The sequence below is a fragment of the Bacillus sp. FSL M7-1345 genome (assembly GCF_038006985.1).
Lineage (GTDB): Bacteria > Bacillota > Bacilli > Bacillales > Bacillaceae_G > Bacillus_A > Bacillus_A cereus_U.
The window spans coordinates 3,129,257-3,155,026 of record NZ_JBBOWG010000001.1 but is presented as its reverse complement, the minus strand read 5'-3'; the positions used below and the strand labels follow the sequence as shown (position 1 = coordinate 3,155,026).

The window sequence follows — 25,770 nt, the reverse complement described above, 5'->3', positions numbered from 1 at the left end:
AGTGATAAAGATTAGACAAGAACAACAAAATGATTATAGTAAGACTGAAGAAGTTGTAAAAGAAGCGTTTTTAAATGAAGAATTTAGTGATAAAAAAGAACATGAACTTGTAAAACGTATTAGAGAATGTGACGCATTTGTTCCAGCGTTATCAATCGTTGCGGTAGATGAGGAAATAGTCGGGCACATTATGTTATCCAAAATTACAATAGAACAAGACGGGACTACTGTAGATTCATTAGCACTGGCACCAGTATCAGTTGCTCCAGGCCATCAGAAAAAAGGAATTGGTGGCAAACTTATCGTAGCGGCGCTAGAAAAAGCGAAAGAACTTGGATATGGATCAGTTGTAGTATTAGGGCATCCAGAGTACTATCCGAAATTTGGTTTTAAGAAAGCAAGTGATTGGAATATAAAAGCACCATTTGAAGTGCCAGATGAAGTGTTTATGGTGATGGAACTTAGAGAGAATGCTCTTCAAGGTGTTGAAGGGGTTGTTCAGTATTCGGAAGCTTTTTCTGAATAAAAGTACCGATTAAGAAATGTAATCATAAAAAATGCTATCTTTTTGTAGGGATGTACAGAAAGATAGCGTTTTTTAGTAAGCAGATCTACTTACGTATATTTTGCGCGATGGATAATTGAGATGATAAGATTGATATAGAAATGTAAAGGGAGAGAATATGATGAAGACGCGAGAAACAGATAGTAATGGGAAATTAGTTACGTTATATGTTACAAGACACGGTAAAACAATATTAAATGCGAATCATCGCGTGCAAGGTTGGGCGGATTCTCCGTTAGTAGAAAAAGGTGTTGAAGTTGCCGCGAATCTAGGAATGGGATTAAAAGATACTCATTTTACTAGTGTATATAGTAGTGATAGCGGTCGAGCGATTGAAACTGCTAATTTAGTATTAAAATATAATGAGCAATCAAAGTTAAAACTTGAGACAAGAAAAGATTTACGTGAATTGAACTTTGGCACTTTTGAAGGCGAAAAAGTTGAAATTATGTGGGATGCTATCGGAAAAGCTGCAGGTGTTACATCACCAGACGAACTCATGAAGTATTCTATTGAAGAAGTTATTAATCTGATTAGAGCAGCAGACCCTACAAAACAGGCAGAAGATTGGGCAGTATTTTCTACTCGTATAAAAAAAGAAATTAATAGGATTAGTGAAGAAGCTGCTGAAAATGGTGGAGGCAACGTTTTAGTTGTAGCTCATGGACTTCTGATTACTGCATTAATAGAAATGCTGGATCGCAGTAAAACAAAACTCGGAGTGAAAAATGCAAGTGTAACGAAAATTGCATATCAAGATGGGAAGTATACAGTCGAATCGGTTGGAGATATGAGTTATGTTGAAAAAGGAAAAGAAAGTGTGGAAATATAATAATATCTCAAATAGAAATAAGAACAGGAAGCTAGCAAAATCTAGCTTCCTGTTTTAGTTAGATGAATCATGGGATTAATAAAATCTTCCCAGTACTTTTACGGCTCTCTAATAATTCATGTGCAAGAGCACCATCTTGTAAAGAGAATGTAGTAGGACTCGCGATGTTTAATTTTCCATTCGCAATCCATTCGAATAGTTGAGAGGAACGTTCTTTTCGCTCTTCGTAAGATATAAGTACATTCCAAAGGTCTCCGCCAGTTAAAGTTTTCGAAGTATCCATAAGCATACGTGGATCAACTGGCGCAGGATTACCACCGGCCATTCCGTAAAATACGACAGTACCACCAATTTTAGTCGCTTTAAAGCTTTCTTCTAATGTAGAACCTACTGATTCATACACAACATTTACGCCAGCGTCATTAGTTATTTCAAGTACATTCGTATGCCATGCTTCGGTATATAAAAATACGTGATCGGCACCAGCTAACGTAGCTACCTGTGCTTTTTCTTTTGATGATGTAAGACCGATTACTGTTCCGCCCTGTAGTTTAATCATTTGGATGAGAAGCTGACCAACACCACCAGCTGCGGCATGTACTAAAGCTATATCACCCTGTTTTATTTGATAGCTATCTTTCGTTAAATAATGTGCTGTTAGACCTTGCAATAATACTGAAGAGGCTATCTCAAAAGAAATAGAATCTGGAAGTGGAATTGCTTTTTCAGATGGAACGGCAACTAATTCTGCATTTGAGAATGGAACGTCAGCAAATGAAATGCGGTCTCCGGGATTGATAGTAGTAACTTCAGCTCCTACTTTTTCAACAATACCAGCCCCTTCATAACCTAATATATAAGGCGGGTTACCAGCGAGATGATAATCGCCGCGGCGTCTATAAATATCAGCGAAATTTAAACCGATTGCTTGCATGCGAACAAGAATTTCGTTTGGATTTATGATGGGATCAGCTATTTCTTTATATTGTAGTACATCAGCATTTCCAAACTGTTCGAAACAAAGTGCTTTCATATGGAATACCTCCATTTATATTGTTTGTAGATGTTCTTTATCATACAATACAAATATCAATAGACAAAGAAGATTATTTCGATGGAATCAATCGAAAATATCGATTGAAAAGGGGGAATAGCAAATGGAGATAAAACAATTAATTACATTTAAAGTAGCGGCAGAGACTTTGAACTTTACCCAAACTGCGAAGAAATTAAACTTTGCCCAATCGAGCGTAACAGCGCAAATTAAAACGTTAGAAACTGAGCTTGGTACGCCGTTATTTGAGAGATTGGGAAAACGCCTTTTCTTAACTGAAGCAGGAAGAAAGTTTCAACTATATGCCGATAAGATGATTGCGCTCAGTAACGAAGCGAAAATGGCTGTGAAAGATGATGAGGAAATAGCAGGTACGTTAATAATTGGTGCGCAAGAAAGTCAATGTACATACAGGCTCCCTTCCATATTAAAAAGGTTTAAAGCGCAATTTCCCCAAATAAAACTTATATTTAAACCAGCGCATTCCAATAAAGATGCGAAGGAACAATTGATGGAGGGGAAAGTAGACCTTGTATTTATTTTAGACGAATGTAAAACAGAAGACGTTTTACATGTAGAGCCACTTATGAAAGAAGAATTAAAAGTAGTAGTTGCTCCTACGCATCGTTTACTTGAACAATCTTCCGTTTCTATAAAAGATTTAGAGAATGAAACACTTTTATTAACAGAACTCGGTTGCTCGTATCGGACTTTATTTGAAGAGTTATTTCGTGCGGAAGAAGTATATCCGGCAAATAAGATTGAGTTTGTTAGCGTAGAGGCAATTAAACAATGTGTTATTGCAGATTTAGGTGTAGCAGTTTTGCCAGCGATAGTAGTAGAAAAAGATATACGAGAAGGTACAGTAAAGGAGTTAGTTTTAAAAGAAACAATTTCCCCGATTTATACGCAAATTGCTTGGCATAAAGATAAATGGATGACATCGCCACTGCAACAATTCATTGATGTAACGAGGGAGTCTTTTGCAAGGGATTAAGTGGAGAAATATTTGTTTTATATGTAAGAAGAATAGCACTTTTGTATATAGGGAACCGATACTTGGATGAAACAAGTATCGGTTCTTTATAGTATATTTTTATAATCACTTTTAAGTATGGCCATAATAATTGAAAAAACGAATCAACTAAGGTCTGTATCAGGAGGAGTATATCCAAGGTGGCGAGCCATAGATACAATTTGTCCTTTATGATGAAACTCATGAGTCTCCGTATGGGTTAAAAGCCATAGCGGAGTTGTGCTCCAAGGTTCTTTTTGCCATTTCACTTCATTTGCTATATTTTCGAGCCACCGGTCATTGTATTCATCTAGAAAACGTTGGACAACTTCATCTACTAACTTAAATCTAGCACGAACTTTTTCGACATCTGCATGTTCAATTTCATAATCGCTAGCAAATGAAAAATCTGCTCGTTTTTGGTTAAATGCGAATGATCCGATCCAGTATCGATAGCAATCTGCTACATGAATATGGGTTTTTATAATGCTGCCACTTCCGAAGTTAGGAACCGTACTGTGCAATTTTTCTTGTGGAATTTCTTCCAAAAATGTAAATAGATTTTCCCTTGTAGAACTAATAAGATTATATTGTTGTTTTAAAACATCTACCATGCAATTACACTCCTCTTTTGTTTACTGAAATATTTGCGCACTAAGTAATTCTATATTTCCGAAGGTTGTACCTTTTTTAAAAAACATATTGCCAAAGTGCGTTAAGCATATTAGATGTATTTTTTAATTGTTTCTGATAGATTAAACAAGGTGAAACTTTAATAAGTTGAACATTCTTAGCTCATAATAAATTGTACATAAAAAAGGGGACGATAAAATGAATAGAATAGTTGGTTTAAAACAATTTGAAATAACGCGTGGAGCATTACTTAAATTTATGGAAACTTTAGATGACAAAACTGCGGATAAGCAGCCGGATGGCTTTAATAACACAATCCGCTGGCATATCGGTCACGTGTTATCTGCAGCAGAGACTTTCATGTTTGGAAGAGAATTTAAACATTTACCAAGTGAATATCCAGGTATGTTTGGATATGGATCAAGACCATCTAAATGGGAAACAGAAGGGCCATCATTAGAAGTGTTAAAGTCTCAGTTACAAGAGCAAGCGAAGCGCATTAATGAAATTCCAGCAGAAGCATTTGAAAATAAACTTCCAGAGCCGTTCTTAGGATTGGAAACAGTAGGGGAGCTTTACGGTATGATGCTTTATCATGAAGCGGATCATATTGGTCAAATGAAGGCGATGGAACGTCTTGTGAAATCTCTATAGTTTTGAATTTAATTGCTTAAAAAAACGAAATTCCAGATGGATTTCGTTTTTTTATTGAGCAAGTAGAGAAAATTAATTAATTCTAATATTTCTAACGTAATCAGCATTATCCTTTCGACCCCTTCAAATGTTTGAGTTGTGTAACAATCATAATGCTAATGACAACGAGTAAAAACCATGAGCTAATTTTGCTAAAGTGAACGAGGTTCCATGTTTCCCGTTGATTTGGATATTGCCATGCTCCGAAAAATGTTGCGATGTTTTCTGCAATCCAAATAAAGAATCCAATAAGGAAAAATGAGAGAACGAGCGGCATTTTATATGTAACTCCTTGTAAGGAAAACTCCACAAAAGTTCGAAAGAATACAATGAATAAAAGTAAAGTTAATACCCATCTAAAATCGTATAGAAAATGGTGTGTGAAAAAATTGAAGTAAATCATCGCTCCTAACGGCACAGCAAAAATAGCCTTTGGCCAATAATACATTTGCAAATGCAATCTTCTCCACGCCTGGCATATGTAACTTGCGACACTCGCATACATAAAACCACTGTATAGCGGAACACCTAAAACTTTTGAATACGCCTCTTCAGGATAACTCCATGATCCAAAATGCACTTTATATATTTCTAGTAGAAGTCCGATAAGGTGAAAAACAGTAATTACTTTTAATTCGTCTTTCGTTTCAAGTCCCGTTTTATACATTATATATTGCATAAGAAGACATACGATGAGTATGAAATCATAGCGATATAACCCTGGGATAGAAATGATTTTGGAAAGGGCTAGTGTTAAAAAAATAATGACTGGGAACAAACAAGATAATGCTTGTTCATAAGTGAAATAGAGTAGTTGTTTTATATAAAACATGTTTTCACCTTCAGGATTTTTATTTGAAAAATCGAAATAATAACTCAGTATACTATAAATTTGAAAATATAACATCGTGCTATTTTGCATGTATTTGTAAGTTTTAGAAGGGAATTGTAATAAGTGTTTTAATATTGTAACAAAGTAAAAAAATAGTTTTCTATTTAAAAAAGGTGGGGATATAATAGCTAAATGAAAATGATAATCATTATCAATAATGATTATAAATAAAAAATAATTATAAAAAACAACTGAATATAAAGGATGAAATGAAACATGTTACATAAGTCTACTGTACATGCTGGCAATAATCGCTGGATACATATTAAGTTCATTTCTTTCATGAGCTTAACAATTTTATGCTTAATGGGGTCTATATTTTTAGCTGTTGCATTCGGTGCAAAGGATATTCATTTGCAAACGGTGTGGGCAGCGGTTTTTGATTACAATCCGAAATTAACGCAGCATCAAATTATTTATGAGCTAAGACTTCCAAGGGTGATTGGCGCGGTAGTTGTAGGTGCTGCTTTTGCAGTCGCTGGGGCTGTGATGCAAGGGGTAACACAAAATCCTTTAGCTGATGCAGGTGTGCTCGGAATAAATGCGGGTGCGATGTTTGTAGTAGCACTTAGTTTTGCTTTTTTCCCGCATATGCCGTATTCCTACTTAATGATTGTTTCCTTTATTGGAGCAGTTTTAAGTACCGTACTCATTTTTATTATCGGATCGGCAACATCAGGAGGGTTAACACCGATGAGGTTAACGATTGCTGGAGCAGTTATGGCAGCGCTTTTACACTCATTAAGTTCAGGTATTGCAATTTATTATGATTTAAGCCAAGATTTAGCGTTTTGGTTTGCCGGTGGTGTTGCGGGGGTTAAGTGGGAACACTTGAAACTTTTAGTGCCTATTATTCTCATAACGATTGTTTTTGCGACAGTGCTAGGGCGATCTATTTCACTCATATCAATGGGGGATGATGTTGCTACGAATTTAGGTGTGAAAACGAACCGAACGAGAATACTCGGGATGATTATAGTAGTTATTCTTGCGGGTGTCTCTGTTTCAGCTGTTGGTTCTATTGGATTTGTAGGACTAGTCATCCCACATATTGCTAGAAAATTAGTTGGTGTTAATTATCGGCTTATTATTCCTATGTCAGCATTATTAGGAGCTATGTTATTGGTGTTAGCTGATTTAGGAGCAAGAACAGTAAATCCTCCTAAAGAACTTGCGATAGGGATTATGGTAGCTCTTGTTGGAGTTCCGTTCTTCCTCTATATAGCACGTAAAGTTGGGAGTGAGTTATAAGTGAAGGATCTTTTTAACACGGATAAAAAGAGAGCTATTACTGTAACTACAATATTCGGTTGTATGAGTATCGCTGTAATTTTGATTAGCTTAAATACGGGGACGCTGAGCATTGCACCACTCAAAGTGATTCAAACGCTTTTTGGTTATGGTGATTTTGAGAGTGCAACAGTGCTATTCGATTATCGTATGCCAAGAATTATTATCACAATGTTAGCAGGTATCGGCCTTGGAGTTTCCGGTGCGATTTTGCAAGGGCTATCTCGTAATGCACTCGCAGATCCCGGTATTCTCGGATTACATTCGGGTGCATCTTTCGGGCTTATTGTATTCGTTACGCTCTTTCATTCTATTAATGAGAGTGCATCGATTTTAATACCGTTATTTACATTTGGCGGAGGAGTGTTAGCTGCATTTCTTATTGTTTTGCTTGCGAGTGATCGGTCAAAAGGTTTACTTCCCATTAGACTTATTCTGGTTGGTATTGCAGTTTCAGCTGGTTTTAGTGCACTTTCATTATTTTTCTCGCTCAAGTTAAATGATGAGACGTATACATTCGCTTCTAGATGGTTAGTTGGTAACGTGTGGGGAAGAGATTGGATTCATGTCCTAGCATTATTACCTTGGATTTTGATACTAACTCCGTACGCATGGCTGAAATCTAAAACGTTAAATGCACTGTCCCTAGGTGATAGTGTAGCAGCAGGACTTGGTGTTTCTGTTCAAAAAGAACGATTACTACTTTTAGCTACGGCGGTCGGATTATCTTGTGCAAGTGTATCGATGGCAGGAGGGATTGGTTTTATCGGTCTAGTTTCTCCGCATATCGCAAGAAAGTTAGTAGGTACTACATATCAACATTTCCTTCCGCTAGCTGGCATTATTGGAATGATTATTTTAGTACTCGCAGATACGATAGGTCGTTCTGTATTCGAGCCAAACTCTATTCCAGCTGGTGTAGTAGTAGCGGCTTTAGGAGCGCCGTATTTTCTTTATTTACTTACAAAAACAAAATAAATACTTCAACGAGGAGAACATATGAAAAAGAAACTTTCCATTTTATTTAGCATTATGTGTATTTTAGTATTAGCAGCATGTGGTCAATCGAAACCTAATGAAGAGGCAACTAAAAAAACGGAAAAAAGTAATGATCCCAAAATTGCTTCAATGTCTATTCACTTAACAAATGATTTACTTGCATTAGGAATTACACCAGTAGGTTCTGTTATTGGTGGAGATTTAAAAGATTTCTTACCACACGCAAAAGAGCAGTTGAAAGATACGAAGAAACTTGGCGTTGCAACAGATCCAAACATGGAAGCGTTACTTCAATTAAAGCCAACTGAAATTTATGTTGATGAAAAATATGCTGGCAAAGATTTAGTGAAATACGAAAAAATTACAACAACACATTCTTTCAATTTAGATGAAGGTACGTGGAGAGATCATTTAAAAGAAGTAGGTAAACTTGTAAACCGTGAGAAAGAAGCGGAAAAGTATATTCAAGATTACGAAGAGCAGACAAAACGAGTGAAAAGTTTAATAGATAAAGAGTTAGGTAATAATGAAAAAGTAATGGCAATTCGCGTTACTGCAAAAGAATTACGTGTATTTAGTACGAAAAGACCGATGGGACCAATTTTATTCCAAGACTTAGGATTACAACCTGCAAATGGTGTGGAAAAAATTGATGGAAACCGTCCTTTCGAAGTCATTTCACAAGAAGTATTACCTGACTTTGATGCAGATGCGATTTTTGTTGTCGTAAATAGAGATGATAAAGCAAAAGCTGCATTTAAACAACTACAAGAAACACCAATTTGGAAAGATTTAAAAGCTGTTAAAGGCAAGCATGTATACATTATTAATGACCAACCATGGCTTGACTATTCTGCTTTAGGTAACAAAATGGCAATGGATGAAGCGGAGAAAATGTTTACGAAATAATACAGTTTTGCTATTAGGAAAGGCTCTCTAAATTTGGAGGGTCTTTTTATTGTTAGAATAAATAAAAAATTATACAATGAAGTTAATTTAATGAAGAGGAGATGTGCCAATGTCAGCGCTTATTGTAAGTATCCCGTTTATATAACAGTTTATGGAACAAGGGGATAAAGTGAAACTTTAATCAGTGGGGTTTTGTTCATCCCCCACTGATTATCAGCCCTCACCAATCGGGCGTTTACGGGCAGTTGATCTCCCACCTAACATCTTCGCTCCAGCTGAATTTTGAGGTGGGAGTCTTACTGCCCGTTAATGCGGGATAAATAGGCTAGAATAATTGTCCCCGCTATTTAAATAAAGGGGGAGTTTGAAATGAAGATGAATCTTTTTCAAAATAAAACTATTAAATTATCAGCTATTAGAGAAGCAGATGCTGAAGTAATGGTTATGTGGCAAGAGGATAGTGAATATTTAAGAAATGTAGATACAGACTTAGCATTCCCGCAATCATTACATGAAATATCAAATGATGGGTTATTAAAGGGACGGAGATCCAATAGTGTTTCTTTCATGTTAAGAACAGTTCAAGAGGATCGCTTAATTGGTTTTGTTGCAATTCACGGCATAGAGTGGAATAACAGAACAGGTTTATTAGCAATTGGTATAGGCGATGCAAATGATAGAGGAAAAGGATATGGGAGAGAAGCGTTGCATCTTATTTTAAAGTATGCGTTCTATGAAATGAATTTACACCGCGTTGGCCTCGATGTTATTTCTTATAATAAAGCTGCCATTGCGTTGTATAAAAAGATGGGTTTTCAGATGGAAGGGTGTATGAGAGAAGTAGTTCAGCGAGATGGAAAGTGTTTTGATCGAATGATTATGGGGATATTGCGGGATGAATGGATAGAGCTGCAAGATTAAAAATACATTCCATATTATATATGTAGTATGCAGGAGATATAGCGGTAATTGGCGAAATTTTACAGTGCGCTGATTGAATTTATAAGGAGTTATGCGAGATGAACTTAGAAAAAAGTAAGCCAGTAAACGAAGAGGTCGCTGAATTAAAGGAGCTTATAAAAGAGCTACACGGAAGTGTACACCAACTTCAAAGTGAAGTGCAACAACTAAGGCACGAAAGACCAGTTGTTGAAGTGAGAAAAGGTGTTCAATTATCACCAACAATCATCGGACAAATTGGTGGTATGATTTTAGGTGGATTAGCAATTATAGGTATATTTTGGTGATGAAAAAAGGTATGCGGCGTAGTGCTGCATACCTTTTTTACTGTCGTTATTTGTCGGTAAGTCGATATTCGTTATCGAATCGCCGATATATTTAGAAAATCGCTGATATATTCGGAGAAACGATCGATATATTTTAAAAATCGCCGATATAATTTCATGCACTACAACTTTTACATTAAGTAACGTAAATATATATAAGCGTGTGATAATAATAATGCAATGATCGTTAAGGGGAAACCGATTTTTAAGAAGTCCATATAAGAGAATCCATGTCCTTCACGTTTTGCAATACCAGCAACGACTACGTTTGCTGACGCTCCGATTAACGTTCCGTTTCCTCCTAAGCAAGCTCCAAGAGATAACGCCCACCATAGTACTTCAATTTGCGGAGAATCGACAGATAGTCCGAGTCCTGTAGCTAAATCTTGAATAAGTGGAATCATCGTTGCGACAAATGGGATGTTGTCAATTGTCGCAGATGCGATGCCAGATACCCATAAGATAAGTATAGCAGCGAAACCGATGTCGCCATTTGTTACGTCGATTACTTCTTTTGCGAGTGAAGAAATAAGTCCGATATCAATTAACCCGCCAACGAGAACGAATAGTCCAGCGAAGAAGAAAATGGTTACCCATTCAACGTGGGCAAATACATCTTCAATATCGTGTTCTTTCACGCCAATTAACATAAGAAGTGTAGCACCTGTCATCGCAATAACGGCAGCGTCTACATGAATAATAGAATGAAGTACAAAGCCTAAAATAGTTAGTCCTAAAATTGTAATCGATTTTAAAAGGAGGCTTTGATCTTTAATATAATCTTTTTCATTTAATGCCATCAGTATTTTAATTTGCTCAGTTGTTGTTTTTAGTTTGTTACGATACATGAAGTAAATAATGCCTAATGTAACGATAGCGATGATAAGTACAATTGGAGCTAAGTTAAGTAAAAAGGCATTAAAGTCTAAATGCTTATTAGCCGATCCAATCATAATGTTAGGCGGATCACCGATTAGTGTTGCTGTTCCGCCTATATTTGAAAATAGTACTTCTGAAATTAAATAAGGAACAGGATTTACTTTTAAAATACGTGTAATGGATAGTGTAACAGGTACGATTAATAATACGGTTGTTACGTTGTCCAAAAATGCAGAACCGACAGCGGTTAATAGGGATAGTAATAATAAAATGCGGATTGGTTTTCCGCCAGCTGCTTTTGCTGCTTTAATGGCTACAAATTCAAATACGCCCGATTGACTCGTAATATGTACGAGAATCATCATCCCAATTAAAAGGGTGATCGTTTCCCATTGAATATGTGATGTGAAAGCAGTATGTAAATCTACAATTCCAAAAATAATCATAATAGCAGCACCGAATAATGCGATTACAGCACGATTCAATTTCTCAGAAATAATAAAACCGTACGTGACTAAAAATACGGCAATTGCAAAATAATATTGCCAATTTGCTACTTCATGTGCTGAATGTTCCAAGCATGTCACCTTCTTTAAAGTATGTATTCAATTGTCGAAATGTATCTCGCTAAATTAACACGGGACAAAGTATATTGTAGCAAATTCAAAAAAGAAAGAAAACTATTTAACAAAGTGAAGGAAAAAATGTGATTTTTACATATCATATAAAAAATATAAAAAACACAGTGCAAATTATTAGGAAAAGTGAGCGTTGTCCTCTAATATAGAGATAGCAATTTACATTATTTTTGCGTAAAATGGTTTAAAGAGGTGAATTCCGATGGAAATAGTAAAAGATAGTTCTCTTATTCAAAATGAAATTGAACGTTTTGTAAATAAAGATGTATATATTCATTTAGAAACGACGAATGGAGCGTATGCGTCACACTTTAATGAAAAGTTGATGACAGTTGGAGCATTCATTCGAAATGCAATTATTCGCTTTGAGCGCGGGAAAATAACTGGAACAAATCCATACCGAGTTGGTTTGAAAATGGATCATGGCTGGGTATATGCAGAAGGTATTACGCACTGGGAAGTAGACGATAAAGAGCGTTTATTACTAGCAGGGCATGATAACCAAGGCCGCTTAGCGGTAGCGCTTGAGTTAAGCTTAACGCCATTTAAGTAAGAAGGAGGGAAACTTATGGAGAGACATGTACTTGTTGTATTTCCGCATCCAGATGATGAAGCATTTGCTGCGGGAGGAACAATTCGCTTATTAACAGATCAAGGAGTACCTGTAACATATGCATGCGGTACTCTTGGACAAATGGGACGTAACATGGGGAAAAATGTATTCGCTAACCGTGAAACGATTCCAAATATCCGTGAAAAAGAATTAAAAGATGCATGTGAAGCGATGGGGATTCAAGATTTAAGAATGCTCGGTTTCCATGATAAAACGTTAGAATTTGAAGATATTGATTTTGTTGCAGATAAAATCGAAGCGATAATTCAAGAAGTAAATCCATCTCGAATTATTACATTTTATCCAGAACACGGCGTACATCCAGATCATGATGCATTTGGCCGTGCTGTAGTTCGCGCTGTATCACGTATGCCAAAAGAAGAGCGTCCAGTCATTCATGCAGTTGCGATTACGAGAAATCGCGAAGCAGTACTCGGTGAGCCGGATGTTGTAAATAATATTAGTGAAGTATTTGAACATAAATTAGCTGCACTAGGCGCGCATCGTTCACAAACAGAAGCAATGCTTGAAGAAACACATGCAAAAATAAAAAACAAAGATGCAGCAACATTAAAATGGCTGCAACTTGAACAATTTTGGACTTATAAATGGGAGTAGGCTAGAAGGATATCTTCTAGTATCTCTTACATATAAAAAGCGCCGTCACTTGTGATGGCGCTTTTTTGTGCTATTGTTTCGTACTAGCCAAATACATGAGCATGTGGAATTTTTCGTCTCTTACATGATAATCGAAATAAGGTCCTGGATCTGTACAGTAACCGATATTTTCACTTTGCGTGATTTGAAATTCGTGGCCTGATAAATTTTCTTCTAAGTATTTTGGATGTAAAATATGTTCGTGAGAATTTGGATATAAGGCTGAAATGTTTTTCAAGGATTTGGCCGAACTATCATAATATGAGTATCCGCCGACAATTGTTGAACTGTTATGTAAATAATTTTTTAGAACGTGAATTGGGAACTGCGGATTGAGCAGTGAAAAATCAGTTACTGAAAAACTATCCACAAAAACATCGATGCTAAGCGGTTTTAATGGCAGATTTAAATCGGAATTCAAAATATAAAGGACGCGTGGCTTCGGATTCATACGCTCAATTCTGTTTCTAACCTTCTTGAGCATCGCAAGTGAATAGCCACTGAATACATAGGACGCGCTTGTTTCAAGAACATCGATATATTTGGGTAGTGACACGAAAGCGTCAACGTTTGTTTCCACAATTAATTTGTTTTGCAAATCTATATTTTGTAGAATTTTTTGAAACTGAAAATTAATTTTTTCAAATAAGTTAATCATTTTGGGATTGATCTCTTTAATCGTTTCTTTATCGTAAAAATAAGATGGATAAGGAGACGTCTCGTACAAATTCGCGGTAATGATAATACCTTCCTCGATAGCAGCCTCGTATCCACAGCTACAAGTTAAACGCCCCGTGTGAATGTAAACTTTTTTAATCGTTACATCTTCCATTTCAAGTGGAATACGGCACTTCGGACAATAGAGCAAATTTACAAAATCAAGCGGGATTCCTGTAATATTCTCTTCTTTGGATGAAGGCGAGCTAGTTTGAGCTGCTTTTTCAATCAATTGGATAGCTTTTGATATGTCTTCTTTTTTCTTGGTTAGCTCGTCCTTTTTATCAATGAGCAAGTTATTGTAGTAGTCGATATCCTCATGGTCTGAGAAATTTGTGACACGCCGATATGATAAAATTCGTTGGATTTCTATCAATGAAAAATGAAATTTTTTCAGCTCACTAATAAAAGTCATGTCGTCGAAACACAATTGGTTCATTTGATACTGGGTGTTTTTTTGTCTGGTATTAATAATCCTAGTTCAATGTAATAACGAACGGTATCAGTCGTAACATGAAAAAGCTTCGCAAATGTACCAATTTTCATAGATGTCCCCCCAATGAAAAAAGTGGAGTTACTCCATTTTTTTCGCAAAATGACTTCAAAAAACTCTCAAATGGCTATTGACGTGGAGGAAACTCCAAGTCATATTATTAATTCAATAAATGTGAATATTTTGAATATTTTTGACTGTATTGTAACATACATGTCACGAAAGGAGAAGGATTAGCTATGGATAAGATGGATCATATGGATACTCTCTCACTATGGACAGCGACTGCAAACAGCTATGACAAAGGAAAACCTCTTGAAGGAAATGAAGAGGCGGATGTTGTCATTATCGGCGCAGGTTTCACAGGTCTTTCTTCTGCATATCATTTGCAAAAGTTAGGGAAGAGTGTCATTGTCCTTGAGCAGGAAACAATCGGATATGGCGCAAGCGGTCGCAACGGCGGGATGGTATTGCCGGGCTATAAGTCAACGATGCAGGAGCTTGCCAAGAAGTATGGTGCCGAAGAGGCGAGACAGCTTAACGATCTTTCGCTGCTTAGTGTTGAATTAGTTAAAAACATTATCGACGAGCATCAAATCAACTGTAACTTTAGAAAGACAGGTCACATTGTGGCGGCTTACAAAGCCAAGCATTTTGAAGGATTGAAACATGAAAGTGAATACTTAAACAAAAATTTTGGATACGAATCAAGCGTGCTTAATCGAAGTCAGTTGCATCAAGAGATTGATTCCCCGCATTATCATGGCTGCTTAGTCGACAACTCGAGTTACTCGTTCCAACCACTGAACTATGCAATTGGTTTGGGAGAAGCAGCTAAATCGATCGGTGCAAAAATCTTTGAGCATTCGAAAGCACTATCTATTGAGTACGGCCGAAATAGTGTGAAAGTTGTAACAGAAAAAGGTGCTGTTACTGCGAAAGACATTATTGTGGCTACAGATGGTTACTCTGGAAAAATCATGACTGAACTGAATAAAGGCGTACTGCCAATTTCGGCACGTATTATTGCTACTGAACAGCTTCCAGAATCACTGGTGAATGCCGTCATTCCTAAAGATCGCATGGTTTTTGATACAAGCAGTTTCCTTTACTATTTCAGGCGCACACCAGATAATCGGATCATATTTGGCGGTGGCGATATTCGTCCAAACTTAGGTGATGCTGTTTATCAAAATGTTTACGATGCCATGGTTAAAATGATGCCAAAACTAGAAGGAAGCAAGATTGATTACAGGTGGGGTGGATTTATCGGGGTTACAATTGATACGTTCCCGGTTATCGGTAGATCCAAAGAAGGCGCATATTTCGCAACGGGTTATACGGGCCATGGCGCGTCTCTCTCGACATTGTTTGGTAAGTTATTGGCACAATGGATTGTTACGGGGAGTGCAGGTGGATACCGATTTGAAAAGGAACGCCTCAAATCATTCCCATTCTATAATCAGAAAGCGATGTTGGTCAATATAGCACATATTGGTTTCAAACTGGTAGATATTATCGCGTAAAGGAGAGGTCTTTATGGAAATTAACATGTTCATTGACGGGAAATGGGTAGAAGCATTATCGGGTGCTAGACGAAACATTATCAATCCTGCAACGGGAGAGGTTATCGCAACGTCTGCTCATGGATCAGCAGATGATGCGAAGATAGCAATTAAGGCGGCTCGTAAAGCGTTTGACAGCGGAATCTGGTCGGATTTATCGGCTGATGAAAGAGCTGACTATCTATATAAGATTGCAGACCGTCTTGAAGAGAAGACAGCTGAAATTGCCCGTTTGGAAACTGCAAATAACGGTAAGGTTATCCGTGCAACAACCCATGTAGATATTCCGGTATCGATTCAATGCTTCCGCTATTATGCCGACTTGATCAAAGGTATGAAAAAGGAATCTTACACTCGTGCTGATTCTTCGGAAACAATTATTATTCATGAACCGATTGGTGTTTGTGGACTTATTGTACCTTGGAACTTTCCGCTTATGTTAGCTGTTTGGCAAATTGCTCCTGCACTTGCCGCGGGGAATACAATTGTAATTAAGCCTGCTGACGTCACTCCTGTAAGCGTATTCAAATTATTTGAAATTATCGAAGAGGTTGGACTTCCGGACGGAGTGGCAAACTTGGTATTGGGACCTGGTTCAAAGGTTGGGAATGAGCTTGCAGAGAGCCATGATGTTGACAAAGTTGCCTTTACCGGTGGAACAAAAACAGGTCAAAGTATTATGCGCGCAGCTGCGGGCAATATGAAAAAAATCACACTTGAACTAGGTGGTAAATCTCCACTTATTGTGTTCGACGATGTGGATTTTGAAACCGCAGTCGATAATGCGATGTTTGGTATTTTCCACAATGCTGGGCAAGTTTGTTCAGCTGCATCCCGTTTGCTTGTACAAGAGACCATTTACGATAAGTTTGTTGAAAGATTGGCCGAGCGTGCGAGCAAAATTGTAGTTGGCAACGGAGAAAGCGAGAACATCGAAATGGGAGCCCTCACAAACGAGTCTCATATGAATGAAGTTTTACATTATATAAAGAGTGGAATCGAAGAAGGGGCAAAGTTAGTTTGTGGTGGTAAGCGCTTAACAGAAAATGGGCTTGATCGAGGATTTTTCATTGCACCAACAATCTTTGCTGATGTAAATGCGAATATGTGTATTGTTAAGGAAGAGATTTTTGGTCCAGTCCTTGTTGTACAGAAATTTAAAGATGAGGAAGATGCCATCCAAAAAGCGAATGATTCCATTTATGGATTAGCCGGTGCTGTATTTACTGAAGATATGGACCGAGCTAAACGTGTTATTAGTAAATTGCGTGCGGGAATTACTTGGATTAATAGTTATCATCTCGCTTATGTGGAAGGCCCTTGGGGCGGATATAAGCAAAGTGGAATCGGCAGGGCGTTAGGTACTGTTGGGCTGGAGCACTTTATGGAAACGAAGCAAATCAATATCCACCAGCATGCCAATCCTGTAGGTTGGTATGCGAATTAATTGAGCAAAACGTGCTATATAAATTATTTATAAGGGGATATGCTCATGAAAATAGTGGACAACGGTCCGTCATCAAAAATAGAGCAACCAGAAGTAATGAATAAGCCGGTGGATGATTCAGTGCTAGGAACCAAAAGTATTCCGTTACTATATTTACGGTTTGCTTTGGCGGGAATTATGGCTAACGTAATTTTAGGAGTTGTATCGGTTGTTGATGGCTATTTCGTCAGTGGTTTTCAGGAGCTGGAAGTCGAAGGGATCGGAATTGGATTTACGGTCATGGTTATTACCCGTATGATTGGTGTTCTTTTAGGTGTGGGAGCAGGAGCGGTCATTTCACTTCGGCTTGGAAAAGGGAAGTTAGAGGAAGCTAGAAGTATTATGGGGCAAACTTTATGGTTTACGCTGTTCCTTTCCACTTTGTTAGCTATACTTGGATTGCTCTTTGAAAATGATATTATGATTTTATTCGGAGCAAGTGATGAAGCGCTTCCATACGCAGTGCAATATAGCCGACTGCTATGGATTTCGTTGCCATTAACGATATTGGCCGTTGTATTAAGTATTTTAGCTAATATCGATGAAAAGCCTATATTATCAATGAACAGTTGGTTAGTCGCAGCGGTTGTTGCTGGGACTGCAGAATGGATTATGGTAGTGAAGTATGACATGGGGATGATGGGTTCTTCATGGGCTAATACGATTTCGCAATCGATTCCTGTTCTCCTAATCTTTTATTTCTGGTTTGGTAAAACAAAACTTAAGCCAAAAATGAAAGATATGATGATTAATCTCAAGAAGATTGGTGAAGTAGTTTGGACGGGCTTTGCATCTTTCTCGAGTCAGTTCATGATGTTTATTGCAATTATTTTCACCAACAACTTACTGCAAAGCTACGGTGGTGGTTTGCACGTTGCAGCTTTCACGATTCAAAACGGTTACATTACAAATCTCCTCGCCTTAGCAGCGCTTGGTGGGATGACAGGACTTCAACCGATTATTAGTTATAATTACGGTGCAGGCAACCTTGATCGTGTGAAACAAGCAATTAAGATGGGACTCATTTTTACAGTTTCCTTCTTTGTGATCGTGACAGCCATACTAATCATTTTTGCAGATCCAATTGTGTCATTTTTTTCTGGTGGTAATCCTGAATTACAGAAACTGGGCATTTGGACGACAGTTATATTCAATTGTTTGTTTACGCTTAGTGCAGTCAGCTTGCTTATCTCTGGTTATTTCGAATCACAAGAGAGAAACTGGTCCGCAACGTTTATTAGTGTAAGCAAAATATTGTTGTTCATGTTACCGTTTCTATTTATTTTCCCGAAATTCTGGGGTGTAGAAGGTGTATGGTACGCTGCTCCTGCTGCAGAAATTCCAGGTGTTCTCATTGCCATATACTTTATGAAAAAAGAGTTTAAACGTTTGAAAAATACAAATGTTAAGGCAGTAGATTTATAGACTTATTCCTTCAAAATTATCAATACGAAAGAGAGAGGATTGTCATGTTTTTTGCGAAAAAACTTACAGCAGAAGAAGCAGAGCAACTAGGTGCCAACGCATGGGAACCATGGGTAGGCGAACCGAATAAAGGAACGTGGCATGTAGAAGAGCAGGAAGTTTTCTATGTGACAGATGGTGAAGTGTTTATTACTGTTGATGGGGAAAAGTATCATATTACAAAGGACTGGATCGTTTCCTTGGCTAAGGACCTTGTTTGTGAATGGGATTGCCCAGTATTTCTGAAAAAGAATTATAAGATGAACCATGAGATTAATCTAAAATAATGTGAACTGGGGAGTGGACAAATGCTAAGCAGATGACTGCTCCTGTGTATTCAATGGATAAGATTAAGATTAGTAATGTTGAAGAAATGTATGCAAATAAGTTTACATACCGTCAAATGAATGCGCTTTCTTTTGTGAGTGTAATAAATACATAGGACGGTTATTTTAAAATAGGAGGCTTCACCATGGTAGTAATGAAAAATGTACAAACGTTGAAAAATTATATTGGCGGACAATGGATAGAATCTACAAGTAAACAGGTTGAAGATGTACCAAATCCAGCAACAGGAGAGATTATTGCCCGTGTACCGCTTTCGACTAAAGAAGATGTAGATAGAGCTGTAGCAACTGCTAAAGAAGCATTCAAAACATGGAGAAAGGTCGCAGTACCTCGGCGTGCTAGGATTCTATTTCGCTATCAACAGCTATTGATTGAAAACCGGGAAGAGTTAGCTAAACTCGTAACCTTGGAAAACGGAAAAAGTTATCAAGAAGCATACGGTGAAGTACAACGGGGGATTGAATGTGTTGAATTTGCCGCAGGTGCTCCCACTTTAATGATGGGAGAGCAACTTCCCGATATTGCTACTGGTGTTGAATCAGGGATGTATCGTTACCCGATCGGAGTAATCGCAGGAATAACGCCATTTAACTTTCCGATGATGGTGCCATGCTGGATGTTTCCACTCGCGATTGCATGCGGAAATACGTTTGTATTAAAACCATCTGAAAGAACACCGCTATTGGCTAATCGCATAGCTGAACTGTTTAAAGAAGCAGGTCTTCCAGATGGAGTACTAAATATTGTGCATGGTGCACATGACGTCGTTAACGGCATTCTTGACAATGAGGATGTGAAGGCTGTATCTTTCGTTGGTTCTCAACCTGTGGCTGAGTATATATATAAAACAGCAGCAGCTAACGGCAAACGTGTACAAGCTCTTGCAGGGGCAAAAAATCATTCAATCGTATTAAAAGATGCGGACATTAGTTCTACAGTGAAAGAAATTACAAGTGCTGCTTTCGGTTCAGCTGGTGAACGATGCATGGCTGCGGCTGTTGTTGTCGTGGAAGAAGACGTTGCAGATGAGCTCGTTAATAGACTGCTTCAAGAGGCTAATGCAATTACGATTGGTAATGGCCTGGAAGAAGGTGTTTTCCTTGGTCCCGTTATTCGTGACGGACGTGAAGACGATGCAGCAAACAGCCAAGGTTATTTTGTTGGCCCAACGATTTTTGACAATGTGACACAGGAAATGAAAATTTGGCAAGATGAAATCTTCGCACCGGTTCTTTCTATTGTACGCGTAAAAGACTTGATGGAAGCGATTCATGTTGCTAATGCATCACCATTCGCAAATGGTGCATGCCTGTACACCGATAGCGCTAAAGCTATTCGTGAATTCCGTGAAGAAATTGATGCAGGTATGCTTGGGGTTAATCTTGGAGTTCCAGCTCCAATGGCATTCTTCCCATTCTCAGGTTATAAGAAATCCTTCTATGGTGATCTCCATGCAAATGGAAAAGACGGCGTAGAATTCTATACTCGCAAGAAAATGCTTACGGCTCGTTATTGAAAGAATGATATGAAATCATAAAAAGATAGAATGGAGTTGGTGATTGTGCAAGCGACAGAGCAAACGCAAAGTTTGAAAAAAACAGATGAAAAGTACCTTTGGCATGCAATGAGAGGAGCAGCCCCTAGTCCAACGAATTTAATTATCACAAAAGCAGAAGGGGCATGGGTGACGGATATTGATGGAAACCGTTATTTAGACGGCATGTCCGGTCTTTGGTGCGTGAATGTTGGGTATGGCCGAAAAGAGCTTGCAAGAGCGGCTTTTGAACAGCTTGAAGAAATGCCATATTTCCCTCTGACACAAAGTCATGTTCCTGCTATTAAATTAGCAGAAAAATTGAATGAATGGCTTGGTGACGAATACGTCATTTTCTTTTCTAACAGTGGATCGGAAGCGAATGAAACAGCGTTTAAAATTGCTCGTCAATATCATCAACAAAAAGGTGATCATGGACGCTATAAGTTTATTTCACGCTACCGTGCTTACCACGGTAACACAATGGGGGCTCTTGCAGCAACAGGTCAAGCGCAGCGAAAGTATAAATATGAACCACTCGGGCAAGGATTCTTGCATGTAGCACCGCCTGATACGTATCGAAATCCAGATGATGTTCATACACTGGCAAGTGCTAATGAAATCGATCGTGTCATGACATGGGAGTTAAGCCAAACAGTAGCCGGTGTGATTATGGAGCCAATTATTACCGGGGGCGGAATTTTAATGCCTCCTGATGGATATATGGAAAAAGTAAAAGAAATTTGCGAGAAGCACGGTGCGTTGCTCATTTGTGATGAAGTTATATGTGGATTTGGACGGACAGGGAAGCCGTTTGGATTTATGAATTATGGCGTCAAACCAGATATCATTACAATGGCAAAAGGTATTACAAGTGCGTATCTTCCTTTGTCAGCAACAGCGGTTAGACGAGAGGTTTATGAGGCATTCGTAGGCAGTGAAGATTATGATCGCTTCCGCCATGTAAATACGTTCGGAGGAAATCCTGCTGCTTGCGCTTTAGCTTTGAAGAATTTAGAAATTATGGAGAATGAGAAACTCATTGAACGTTCCAAAGAATTGGGTGAACGACTGTTATATGGACTTGAGGATGTAAAAGAACATCCAAATGTAGGAGATGTTCGCGGAAAAGGCCTTCTTTTAGGCATTGAACTAGTGGAAGATAAGCAAACAAAAGAACCAGCTTCTATTGAAAAGATGAACAAAGTCATCAATGCTTGTAAAGAAAAAGGTCTAATTATTGGTAAAAATGGTGACACGGTTGCAGGTTACAATAATATTTTGCAGCTTGCGCCTCCATTAAGCATCACAGAGGAAGACTTTACTTTTATCGTTAAAACAATGAAAGAATGTTTAACTCAACTTTAATTAATTATTGATAAATCTTGTTAAAAAGCGGAAGAGCTTATTGAAAGATATAACTTTAAATACTGAATGAATTACTCGAAAAGAGTAATTCCGAAAGGGTTGAGTTTATGAAAGCTGATGTTGTATTGATAAATGGAGAAGTTATTACAGTAGACCGAAAGAATACAGTAGTCGAAGCTGTAGCAATAAAAGATAATCGCATCGTAGTTGTTGGCTCAAATCAGGAGGTTAAGAGTTTTATAGGAGAAAAAACGGATGTAATTGACCTGCAAGGAAAAACGCTTCTTCCTGGATTCATTGATTCCCATCTTCACATCATTTCTCATGGACTAAATCAGTTGGCTGTCAGTTGTAAAGCTGAACATATTGATTCTATCGCGGCTTTGTTAGATGATCTGAAAAAGAAGGCATTAGAAACGCCAAAAGGTGAATGGATACGTGCTTGGGGCTTTAATGAAACCGCTGTGAAGGAAAAGCGTTATCCAACAATTACTGAGCTGGATGAAATTTCAGTTGAACACCCTATTATTGTAACCCGTACTTGCCACCACATAAGTGTGGTGAACAGCAAAGCATTAGAAATTGCGCAAATTAACGAGAACACACCGAACACGAGTGGGGGGGTTATTGAAAAGAATCAGGCAGGTAGGCTTACAGGAAAGTTAATTGAAGCAGCAAATATGAGGATGAGCGAGGTTGCAAGTTATACAGAAAGTGAAATGATGAAGGCTGTGAAAATTGCATCAGATCATTTCGTTGCAGCGGGCATAACAAGTATACATGACGCAGGTGGAGATGGACCTGAGAGTTATCGTTTACTACAACAAGCTGTGAAGAGCAAGGATATTCGTGTCCGAATATATGCAATGATATGTCAAATAAATAACTCCCATGAATTTGTTAATAAAATGGTCGAAGCTGGTGTGGTAACTGGTACCGGAGATGAGAGATTCAAAGTCGGACCAGCTAAATTATTTACAGATGGAAGTAGCACCGGGCCTACAATTGCAACCCGTAAGTCTTACTCGAGTGACCCTACCAATTATGGCATTCTTTATTATAGTGAGGAAGAAATTTACCGAGTTTTAGGTGAAGCACATAAAAAAGGTTATCAAATCACTGTACATGCACAAGGCGATAAAGCTATTGAAATGTATTTAAATTGTGTAGAAAGGGCGCTAGAGGAATCACCAAGAAAAAATCACCGTCATCGAATCGAGCACGCGGGAATTTCTTCACCAGATTTACAAGAGAGAATGAAAAAACTCGAGATGATTCCTATTCCAAATCCTCCATTTCCATATGAATTCGGAGAGATATATGTAGAGCACTATGGTGATCGTGTGAATCACATGTACGCTGCTCGTGATTTTATTGATCGTGGCATCATTGCAGCAGGTGGATCGGATGCACCAGTTACTGACTATAATCCTTTATTAGGAATTCATGTTGCTGTCAATAGAAAAACCAAGTCTGGAATAGAGGTTGGTGCTAATCAATCTATAAGCGTAATGGAAGCTATTAAACTATACACATGGAATGGTGCTTATGCGAGTTTTGAAGAAGAGATAAAAGGAAGCATAGAGGTCGGAAAGTTGGCGGATTTAGTTATATTAAATGACAGCATTTTAAGTGTCAACCCAAACCAAATTAAAGATTTAAAAGTAGAAACAACAATTCTTGATGGTGAAATTATCTATCAAGAAGAACAATCAGTGAAAATGTAACTATAAAAAACTCCTCCCAATCTAACAATTGGGGGGAGTTTTTTATAGTTGAACTTTTTAAATCCTGTCTAGTTGAGAAGGGGCACTGCATTATGTTTTGGCTGGGTCAATTCATAATCATTAAGGCACGAGTGCAAGAATTATTTTCCATCTGTATACTTTTCTTCCAAGGCAATTGTATTAAGTTGTTATCTTTTTTGAAACGCATTAATTTTCTGAGAGAATAAAAAGGATATTCGTCTACTAACAAAGATTCAGATCATGAACACTAGAAAACGAACACAACCTATCATATAATTGAAAGACTATATTTTGAAATCAATGTTAATATTCCCCTCCTATAAGTATTAACATACGTAATTGAGGTGTTTTCTTTGTTGTTTTATGATCGAATTTCTATAATGGCCCCTCCTGTTCCGTAGCTAAGGAAAGTCTATTCATTTCTGAGATTTTCAAAGTTATAGGAGGGTATGAAAAATGAAAAAAGTCTCGGTACCATCACTTTGGTTAATGATTATTCTTGTGGCATTTCCACAAATTAGTGAAACAATTTACACACCGTCTTTACCGGATATTTCAAAGGCGTTGCACGTAAGTAATAATGAGGTACAGTTAACGCTTAGTGTTTATTTTGCTGGATTTGCTTTAGGTGTATTTTTTCTTGGATGGTTATCAGATATAATTGGTCGTCGTCGGGCGATGTTACTTGGAATTGTAGTATATGGTGTAGGGAGTTTCTTATGCTTTATTGCAAGTTCCATTGAATTTTTATTACTAAGTCGTTTTATTCAAGCGTTTGGGGCAAGTGCGGGATCAGTTGTTACACAAACGATTCTTCGTGAAAGTGTAGATGGGCATAAGCGTCACGTCATGTTTGCTCAAATTTCGGCAGTCATTGCTTTTACACCAGCGATAGGCCCGCTAATCGGGGGCTTTCTTGATCAAATGTTTGGATTTAAAATAGTATTTTTGAGTTTAGTTGTTATGAGTGTGGGGATTTTTCTGTATACTTTTGTTTCTCTTCCGGAAACAAAAATGGACTCAGTAACGAATAAAATAAATGTTTTCTTAGTAGCGAAAAGATTAATTACAAATCCGAAAGTAGTAACATATGGGTTATTAATTGGGGGAGCAAATGGTGTTTTATTTAGCTATTATGCAGAAGCGCCGTTTATCTTTATTGAATACTTTCAGTTATCACCTAGTATGTACGGATTTCTAGGAATTGTAGTTGCGTCTGCTTCTATTATTGGAGCGAAAGTTTCAAAACGGTTACTGCCTATGTATAAACCGGAGAAAATCATATATATAGGTTGTATTGTAATGACGGGGGGAGCTATCGTGTTATCTGTTATTACGTCCATCCGATCAAATCCGAATATACTATATATGATTGGATTTTTAGTAGCGATGTTTATATTGCTATTAGGAATTGGGATAGCGTTACCTAACTGTCTCAGTCTAGCATTAGTAGATTTTCAAAATGTCATTGGTACAGCAGGCGCATTATTTAGCTTAGGGTACTATATAATAGTCACGCTGACAATTTGGGGAATGAGCCAGCTGCATACAGGTTCCTTAGTAGTCATGCCCCTATATTTTTTAGTTATTGTAGTAATTATGGTGGTTTTCACTCGAGTATTTATTTTGAATGATAGAGCTGAAAATTCTGTTTAAATATATAAAAAAGAGAGTCTCATTGAAAAATGAGACTCTCTTTTTTATAAAAATTATCATTCGTGCTGATAATTTTTAGTACTACAGTTTTACAAATTTTATTTATTAAACAAGAGATTTTTTAGCAACTGTTTTTTATCATCTACAATAAATTGTGAATATAGTTGCCATGTGGGGGATATAAGATTTTATCTAAAACCTGGTATTGGCCTGTGTTTGTTCTACGTTTGGTTTATATTTGGTTTATGCTTGGTTTATATTTGGTTTATGTTTCGTTTTCGTTTGGTTTATGTTTGGTTTCATTAATTACAAAATCAGTTACAAAAGTTACAAAATCTATTTTTGTTATCAAAATAGACTTATATTACGGAGGAGAGCATGAAAAAATGTCTTTAGGAGGGGACAAAAAATTTTGGTGAATAAAAATGTATTATCA

Annotated in this window: 23 protein-coding genes and 1 pseudogene; 19 read left to right on the top strand and 5 right to left on the bottom strand. The window is 37.5% G+C overall.

All coding sequences use genetic code 11. The features are described from left to right. Window position 1: 1 nt before the first annotated feature. Both MHB76_RS16480 and MHB76_RS16475 read left to right on the top strand, forming a co-directional pair. Window positions 2–526, top strand: coding sequence for a GNAT family N-acetyltransferase (locus MHB76_RS16480; protein WP_078174128.1), 525 nt, complete (start codon window positions 2–4; stop codon window positions 524–526). Window positions 527–686: 160 nt separating this feature from the next. Beyond that, the gene (locus MHB76_RS16475) at window positions 687–1,397 is read left to right on the top strand and encodes a histidine phosphatase family protein (protein WP_078174127.1); all 711 of its coding nucleotides are present in this window, start codon (window positions 687–689) and stop codon (window positions 1,395–1,397) included. A gap of 67 nt (window positions 1,398–1,464) precedes the next feature. Here MHB76_RS16475 and MHB76_RS16470 read toward each other — a convergent pair whose 3' ends face one another. Then, window positions 1,465–2,430 (bottom strand): quinone oxidoreductase family protein, encoded by a 966-nt coding sequence (locus MHB76_RS16470; RefSeq protein WP_078174126.1) that lies wholly within the window; start codon window positions 2,428–2,430, stop codon window positions 1,465–1,467. Window positions 2,431–2,554: 124 nt separating this feature from the next. Here MHB76_RS16470 and MHB76_RS16465 point away from each other — a divergent pair, with 124 nt between their 5' ends. Further along, window positions 2,555–3,448 (top strand): LysR family transcriptional regulator, encoded by an 894-nt coding sequence (locus MHB76_RS16465; RefSeq protein ID WP_078174125.1) that lies wholly within the window; start codon window positions 2,555–2,557, stop codon window positions 3,446–3,448. A 143-nt stretch (window positions 3,449–3,591) separates the two neighbouring features. On the opposite strand, the gene MHB76_RS16460 is transcribed toward MHB76_RS16465, so the two are convergent. Then, a complete protein-coding gene (locus MHB76_RS16460; protein WP_078174124.1) occupies window positions 3,592–4,080 on the bottom strand; it encodes a DinB family protein in 489 nt (162 codons plus the stop codon). Window positions 4,081–4,297: 217 nt separating this feature from the next. Between MHB76_RS16460 and MHB76_RS16455 the strand changes: the two genes are divergently transcribed. Further along, window positions 4,298–4,753: a DinB family protein gene (locus MHB76_RS16455; protein WP_002161005.1), complete on the top strand. Its 456-nt coding sequence runs from the start codon at window positions 4,298–4,300 to the stop codon at window positions 4,751–4,753. 106 nt (window positions 4,754–4,859) lie between these two features. Here MHB76_RS16455 and MHB76_RS16450 read toward each other — a convergent pair whose 3' ends face one another. Next, window positions 4,860–5,624, bottom strand: a complete 765-nt coding sequence (locus MHB76_RS16450) for a DUF817 domain-containing protein (protein WP_078174123.1) — start codon at window positions 5,622–5,624, stop codon at window positions 4,860–4,862. A gap of 276 nt (window positions 5,625–5,900) precedes the next feature. Here MHB76_RS16450 and MHB76_RS16445 point away from each other — a divergent pair, with 276 nt between their 5' ends. The 5 genes from MHB76_RS16445 to MHB76_RS16425 all read left to right on the top strand — a co-directional run bounded on the left by MHB76_RS16445 (window position 5,901) and on the right by MHB76_RS16425 (window position 10,129). Then, entirely contained in the window at window positions 5,901–6,935 is a 1,035-nt protein-coding gene (locus MHB76_RS16445) for a FecCD family ABC transporter permease (RefSeq protein WP_078174122.1), read from the top strand. Then, window positions 6,936–7,952: a FecCD family ABC transporter permease gene (locus MHB76_RS16440; protein WP_016105576.1), complete on the top strand. Its 1,017-nt coding sequence runs from the start codon at window positions 6,936–6,938 to the stop codon at window positions 7,950–7,952. It abuts the gene before it with no gap. 21 nt (window positions 7,953–7,973) lie between these two features. Then, window positions 7,974–8,882, top strand: coding sequence for an iron-hydroxamate ABC transporter substrate-binding protein (locus MHB76_RS16435; RefSeq protein WP_078174121.1), 909 nt, complete (start codon window positions 7,974–7,976; stop codon window positions 8,880–8,882). A 369-nt stretch (window positions 8,883–9,251) separates the two neighbouring features. Then, entirely contained in the window at window positions 9,252–9,803 is a 552-nt protein-coding gene (locus MHB76_RS16430) for a GNAT family N-acetyltransferase (protein WP_340987152.1), read from the top strand. Between the two features lie 98 nt (window positions 9,804–9,901). Continuing rightward, a complete protein-coding gene (locus MHB76_RS16425; RefSeq protein WP_002033458.1) occupies window positions 9,902–10,129 on the top strand; it encodes a hypothetical protein in 228 nt (75 codons plus the stop codon). 170 nt (window positions 10,130–10,299) lie between these two features. Here the strand turns inward: MHB76_RS16425 and MHB76_RS16420 are convergent, their stop codons facing one another. After that, window positions 10,300–11,625, bottom strand: a complete 1,326-nt coding sequence (locus MHB76_RS16420; protein WP_002111011.1) for an ArsB/NhaD family transporter — start codon at window positions 11,623–11,625, stop codon at window positions 10,300–10,302. A 262-nt stretch (window positions 11,626–11,887) separates the two neighbouring features. On the opposite strand from MHB76_RS16420, the gene MHB76_RS16415 reads away from it, so the two are divergent. Then, a complete protein-coding gene (locus tag MHB76_RS16415; RefSeq protein ID WP_000407037.1) occupies window positions 11,888–12,238 on the top strand; it encodes a YojF family protein in 351 nt (116 codons plus the stop codon). Window positions 12,239–12,253: 15 nt separating this feature from the next. After that, a complete protein-coding gene (bshB2, locus tag MHB76_RS16410) occupies window positions 12,254–12,916 on the top strand; it encodes a bacillithiol biosynthesis deacetylase BshB2 (protein WP_078174118.1) in 663 nt (220 codons plus the stop codon). A 70-nt stretch (window positions 12,917–12,986) separates the two neighbouring features. On the opposite strand, the pseudogene MHB76_RS16405 reads toward bshB2, so the two are convergent. Then, window positions 12,987–14,218: pseudogene (locus tag MHB76_RS16405) on the bottom strand (MerR family transcriptional regulator). 186 nt (window positions 14,219–14,404) lie between these two features. Here MHB76_RS16405 and MHB76_RS16400 point away from each other — a divergent pair. The 8 genes from MHB76_RS16400 to MHB76_RS16365 all read left to right on the top strand — a co-directional run bounded on the left by MHB76_RS16400 (window position 14,405) and on the right by MHB76_RS16365 (window position 25,334). After that, entirely contained in the window at window positions 14,405–15,691 is a 1,287-nt protein-coding gene (locus MHB76_RS16400) for an NAD(P)/FAD-dependent oxidoreductase (protein ID WP_016105572.1), read from the top strand. 13 nt (window positions 15,692–15,704) lie between these two features. Then, window positions 15,705–17,177 (top strand): aldehyde dehydrogenase family protein, encoded by a 1,473-nt coding sequence (locus tag MHB76_RS16395; protein ID WP_199709608.1) that lies wholly within the window; start codon window positions 15,705–15,707, stop codon window positions 17,175–17,177. 45 nt (window positions 17,178–17,222) lie between these two features. Then, the gene (locus MHB76_RS16390; RefSeq protein ID WP_340987151.1) at window positions 17,223–18,641 is read left to right on the top strand and encodes an MATE family efflux transporter; all 1,419 of its coding nucleotides are present in this window, start codon (window positions 17,223–17,225) and stop codon (window positions 18,639–18,641) included. A gap of 44 nt (window positions 18,642–18,685) precedes the next feature. Next, window positions 18,686–18,967 carry a cupin domain-containing protein gene (locus MHB76_RS16385; RefSeq protein ID WP_002161019.1) on the top strand — a complete coding sequence of 94 codons (282 nt, stop codon included), beginning with the start codon at window positions 18,686–18,688 and terminating at the stop codon, window positions 18,965–18,967. A 185-nt stretch (window positions 18,968–19,152) separates the two neighbouring features. Then, entirely contained in the window at window positions 19,153–20,544 is a 1,392-nt protein-coding gene (locus MHB76_RS16380; protein WP_340987149.1) for a CoA-acylating methylmalonate-semialdehyde dehydrogenase, read from the top strand. A 30-nt stretch (window positions 20,545–20,574) separates the two neighbouring features. Further along, a complete protein-coding gene (locus tag MHB76_RS16375) occupies window positions 20,575–21,930 on the top strand; it encodes an aspartate aminotransferase family protein (RefSeq protein ID WP_340987147.1) in 1,356 nt (451 codons plus the stop codon). 107 nt (window positions 21,931–22,037) lie between these two features. After that, on the top strand, window positions 22,038–23,657 hold the full coding sequence (locus tag MHB76_RS16370) for an amidohydrolase (RefSeq protein ID WP_340987145.1): 1,620 nt from the start codon (window positions 22,038–22,040) through the stop codon (window positions 23,655–23,657). A 477-nt stretch (window positions 23,658–24,134) separates the two neighbouring features. Further along, on the top strand, window positions 24,135–25,334 hold the full coding sequence (locus MHB76_RS16365; protein WP_078174111.1) for a multidrug effflux MFS transporter: 1,200 nt from the start codon (window positions 24,135–24,137) through the stop codon (window positions 25,332–25,334). Window positions 25,335–25,770 lie beyond the last annotated feature (436 nt).

Coding starts and splice junctions, on each gene's coding strand:
- MHB76_RS16470 (WP_078174126.1), bottom strand. CDS start 2,430: ATGAAAGCACTTTGTTTCGAACAGTTTGGAAATGCTGATGTACTACAA.
- MHB76_RS16475 (WP_078174127.1), top strand. CDS start 687: ATGAAGACGCGAGAAACAGATAGTAATGGGAAATTAGTTACGTTATAT.
- MHB76_RS16450 (WP_078174123.1), bottom strand. CDS start 5,624: ATGTTTTATATAAAACAACTACTCTATTTCACTTATGAACAAGCATTA.
- MHB76_RS16380 (WP_340987149.1), top strand. CDS start 19,153: ATGGTAGTAATGAAAAATGTACAAACGTTGAAAAATTATATTGGCGGA.
- MHB76_RS16435 (WP_078174121.1), top strand. CDS start 7,974: ATGAAAAAGAAACTTTCCATTTTATTTAGCATTATGTGTATTTTAGTA.
- MHB76_RS16460 (WP_078174124.1), bottom strand. CDS start 4,080: ATGGTAGATGTTTTAAAACAACAATATAATCTTATTAGTTCTACAAGG.
- MHB76_RS16400 (WP_016105572.1), top strand. CDS start 14,405: ATGGATAAGATGGATCATATGGATACTCTCTCACTATGGACAGCGACT.
- MHB76_RS16425 (WP_002033458.1), top strand. CDS start 9,902: ATGAACTTAGAAAAAAGTAAGCCAGTAAACGAAGAGGTCGCTGAATTA.
- MHB76_RS16445 (WP_078174122.1), top strand. CDS start 5,901: ATGTTACATAAGTCTACTGTACATGCTGGCAATAATCGCTGGATACAT.
- MHB76_RS16365 (WP_078174111.1), top strand. CDS start 24,135: ATGAAAAAAGTCTCGGTACCATCACTTTGGTTAATGATTATTCTTGTG.
- bshB2 (WP_078174118.1), top strand. CDS start 12,254: ATGGAGAGACATGTACTTGTTGTATTTCCGCATCCAGATGATGAAGCA.
- MHB76_RS16370 (WP_340987145.1), top strand. CDS start 22,038: ATGAAAGCTGATGTTGTATTGATAAATGGAGAAGTTATTACAGTAGAC.
- MHB76_RS16395 (WP_199709608.1), top strand. CDS start 15,705: ATGGAAATTAACATGTTCATTGACGGGAAATGGGTAGAAGCATTATCG.
- MHB76_RS16415 (WP_000407037.1), top strand. CDS start 11,888: ATGGAAATAGTAAAAGATAGTTCTCTTATTCAAAATGAAATTGAACGT.
- MHB76_RS16390 (WP_340987151.1), top strand. CDS start 17,223: ATGAAAATAGTGGACAACGGTCCGTCATCAAAAATAGAGCAACCAGAA.
- MHB76_RS16385 (WP_002161019.1), top strand. CDS start 18,686: ATGTTTTTTGCGAAAAAACTTACAGCAGAAGAAGCAGAGCAACTAGGT.
- MHB76_RS16375 (WP_340987147.1), top strand. CDS start 20,575: ATGGAGTTGGTGATTGTGCAAGCGACAGAGCAAACGCAAAGTTTGAAA.
- MHB76_RS16465 (WP_078174125.1), top strand. CDS start 2,555: ATGGAGATAAAACAATTAATTACATTTAAAGTAGCGGCAGAGACTTTG.
- MHB76_RS16455 (WP_002161005.1), top strand. CDS start 4,298: ATGAATAGAATAGTTGGTTTAAAACAATTTGAAATAACGCGTGGAGCA.
- MHB76_RS16430 (WP_340987152.1), top strand. CDS start 9,252: ATGAAGATGAATCTTTTTCAAAATAAAACTATTAAATTATCAGCTATT.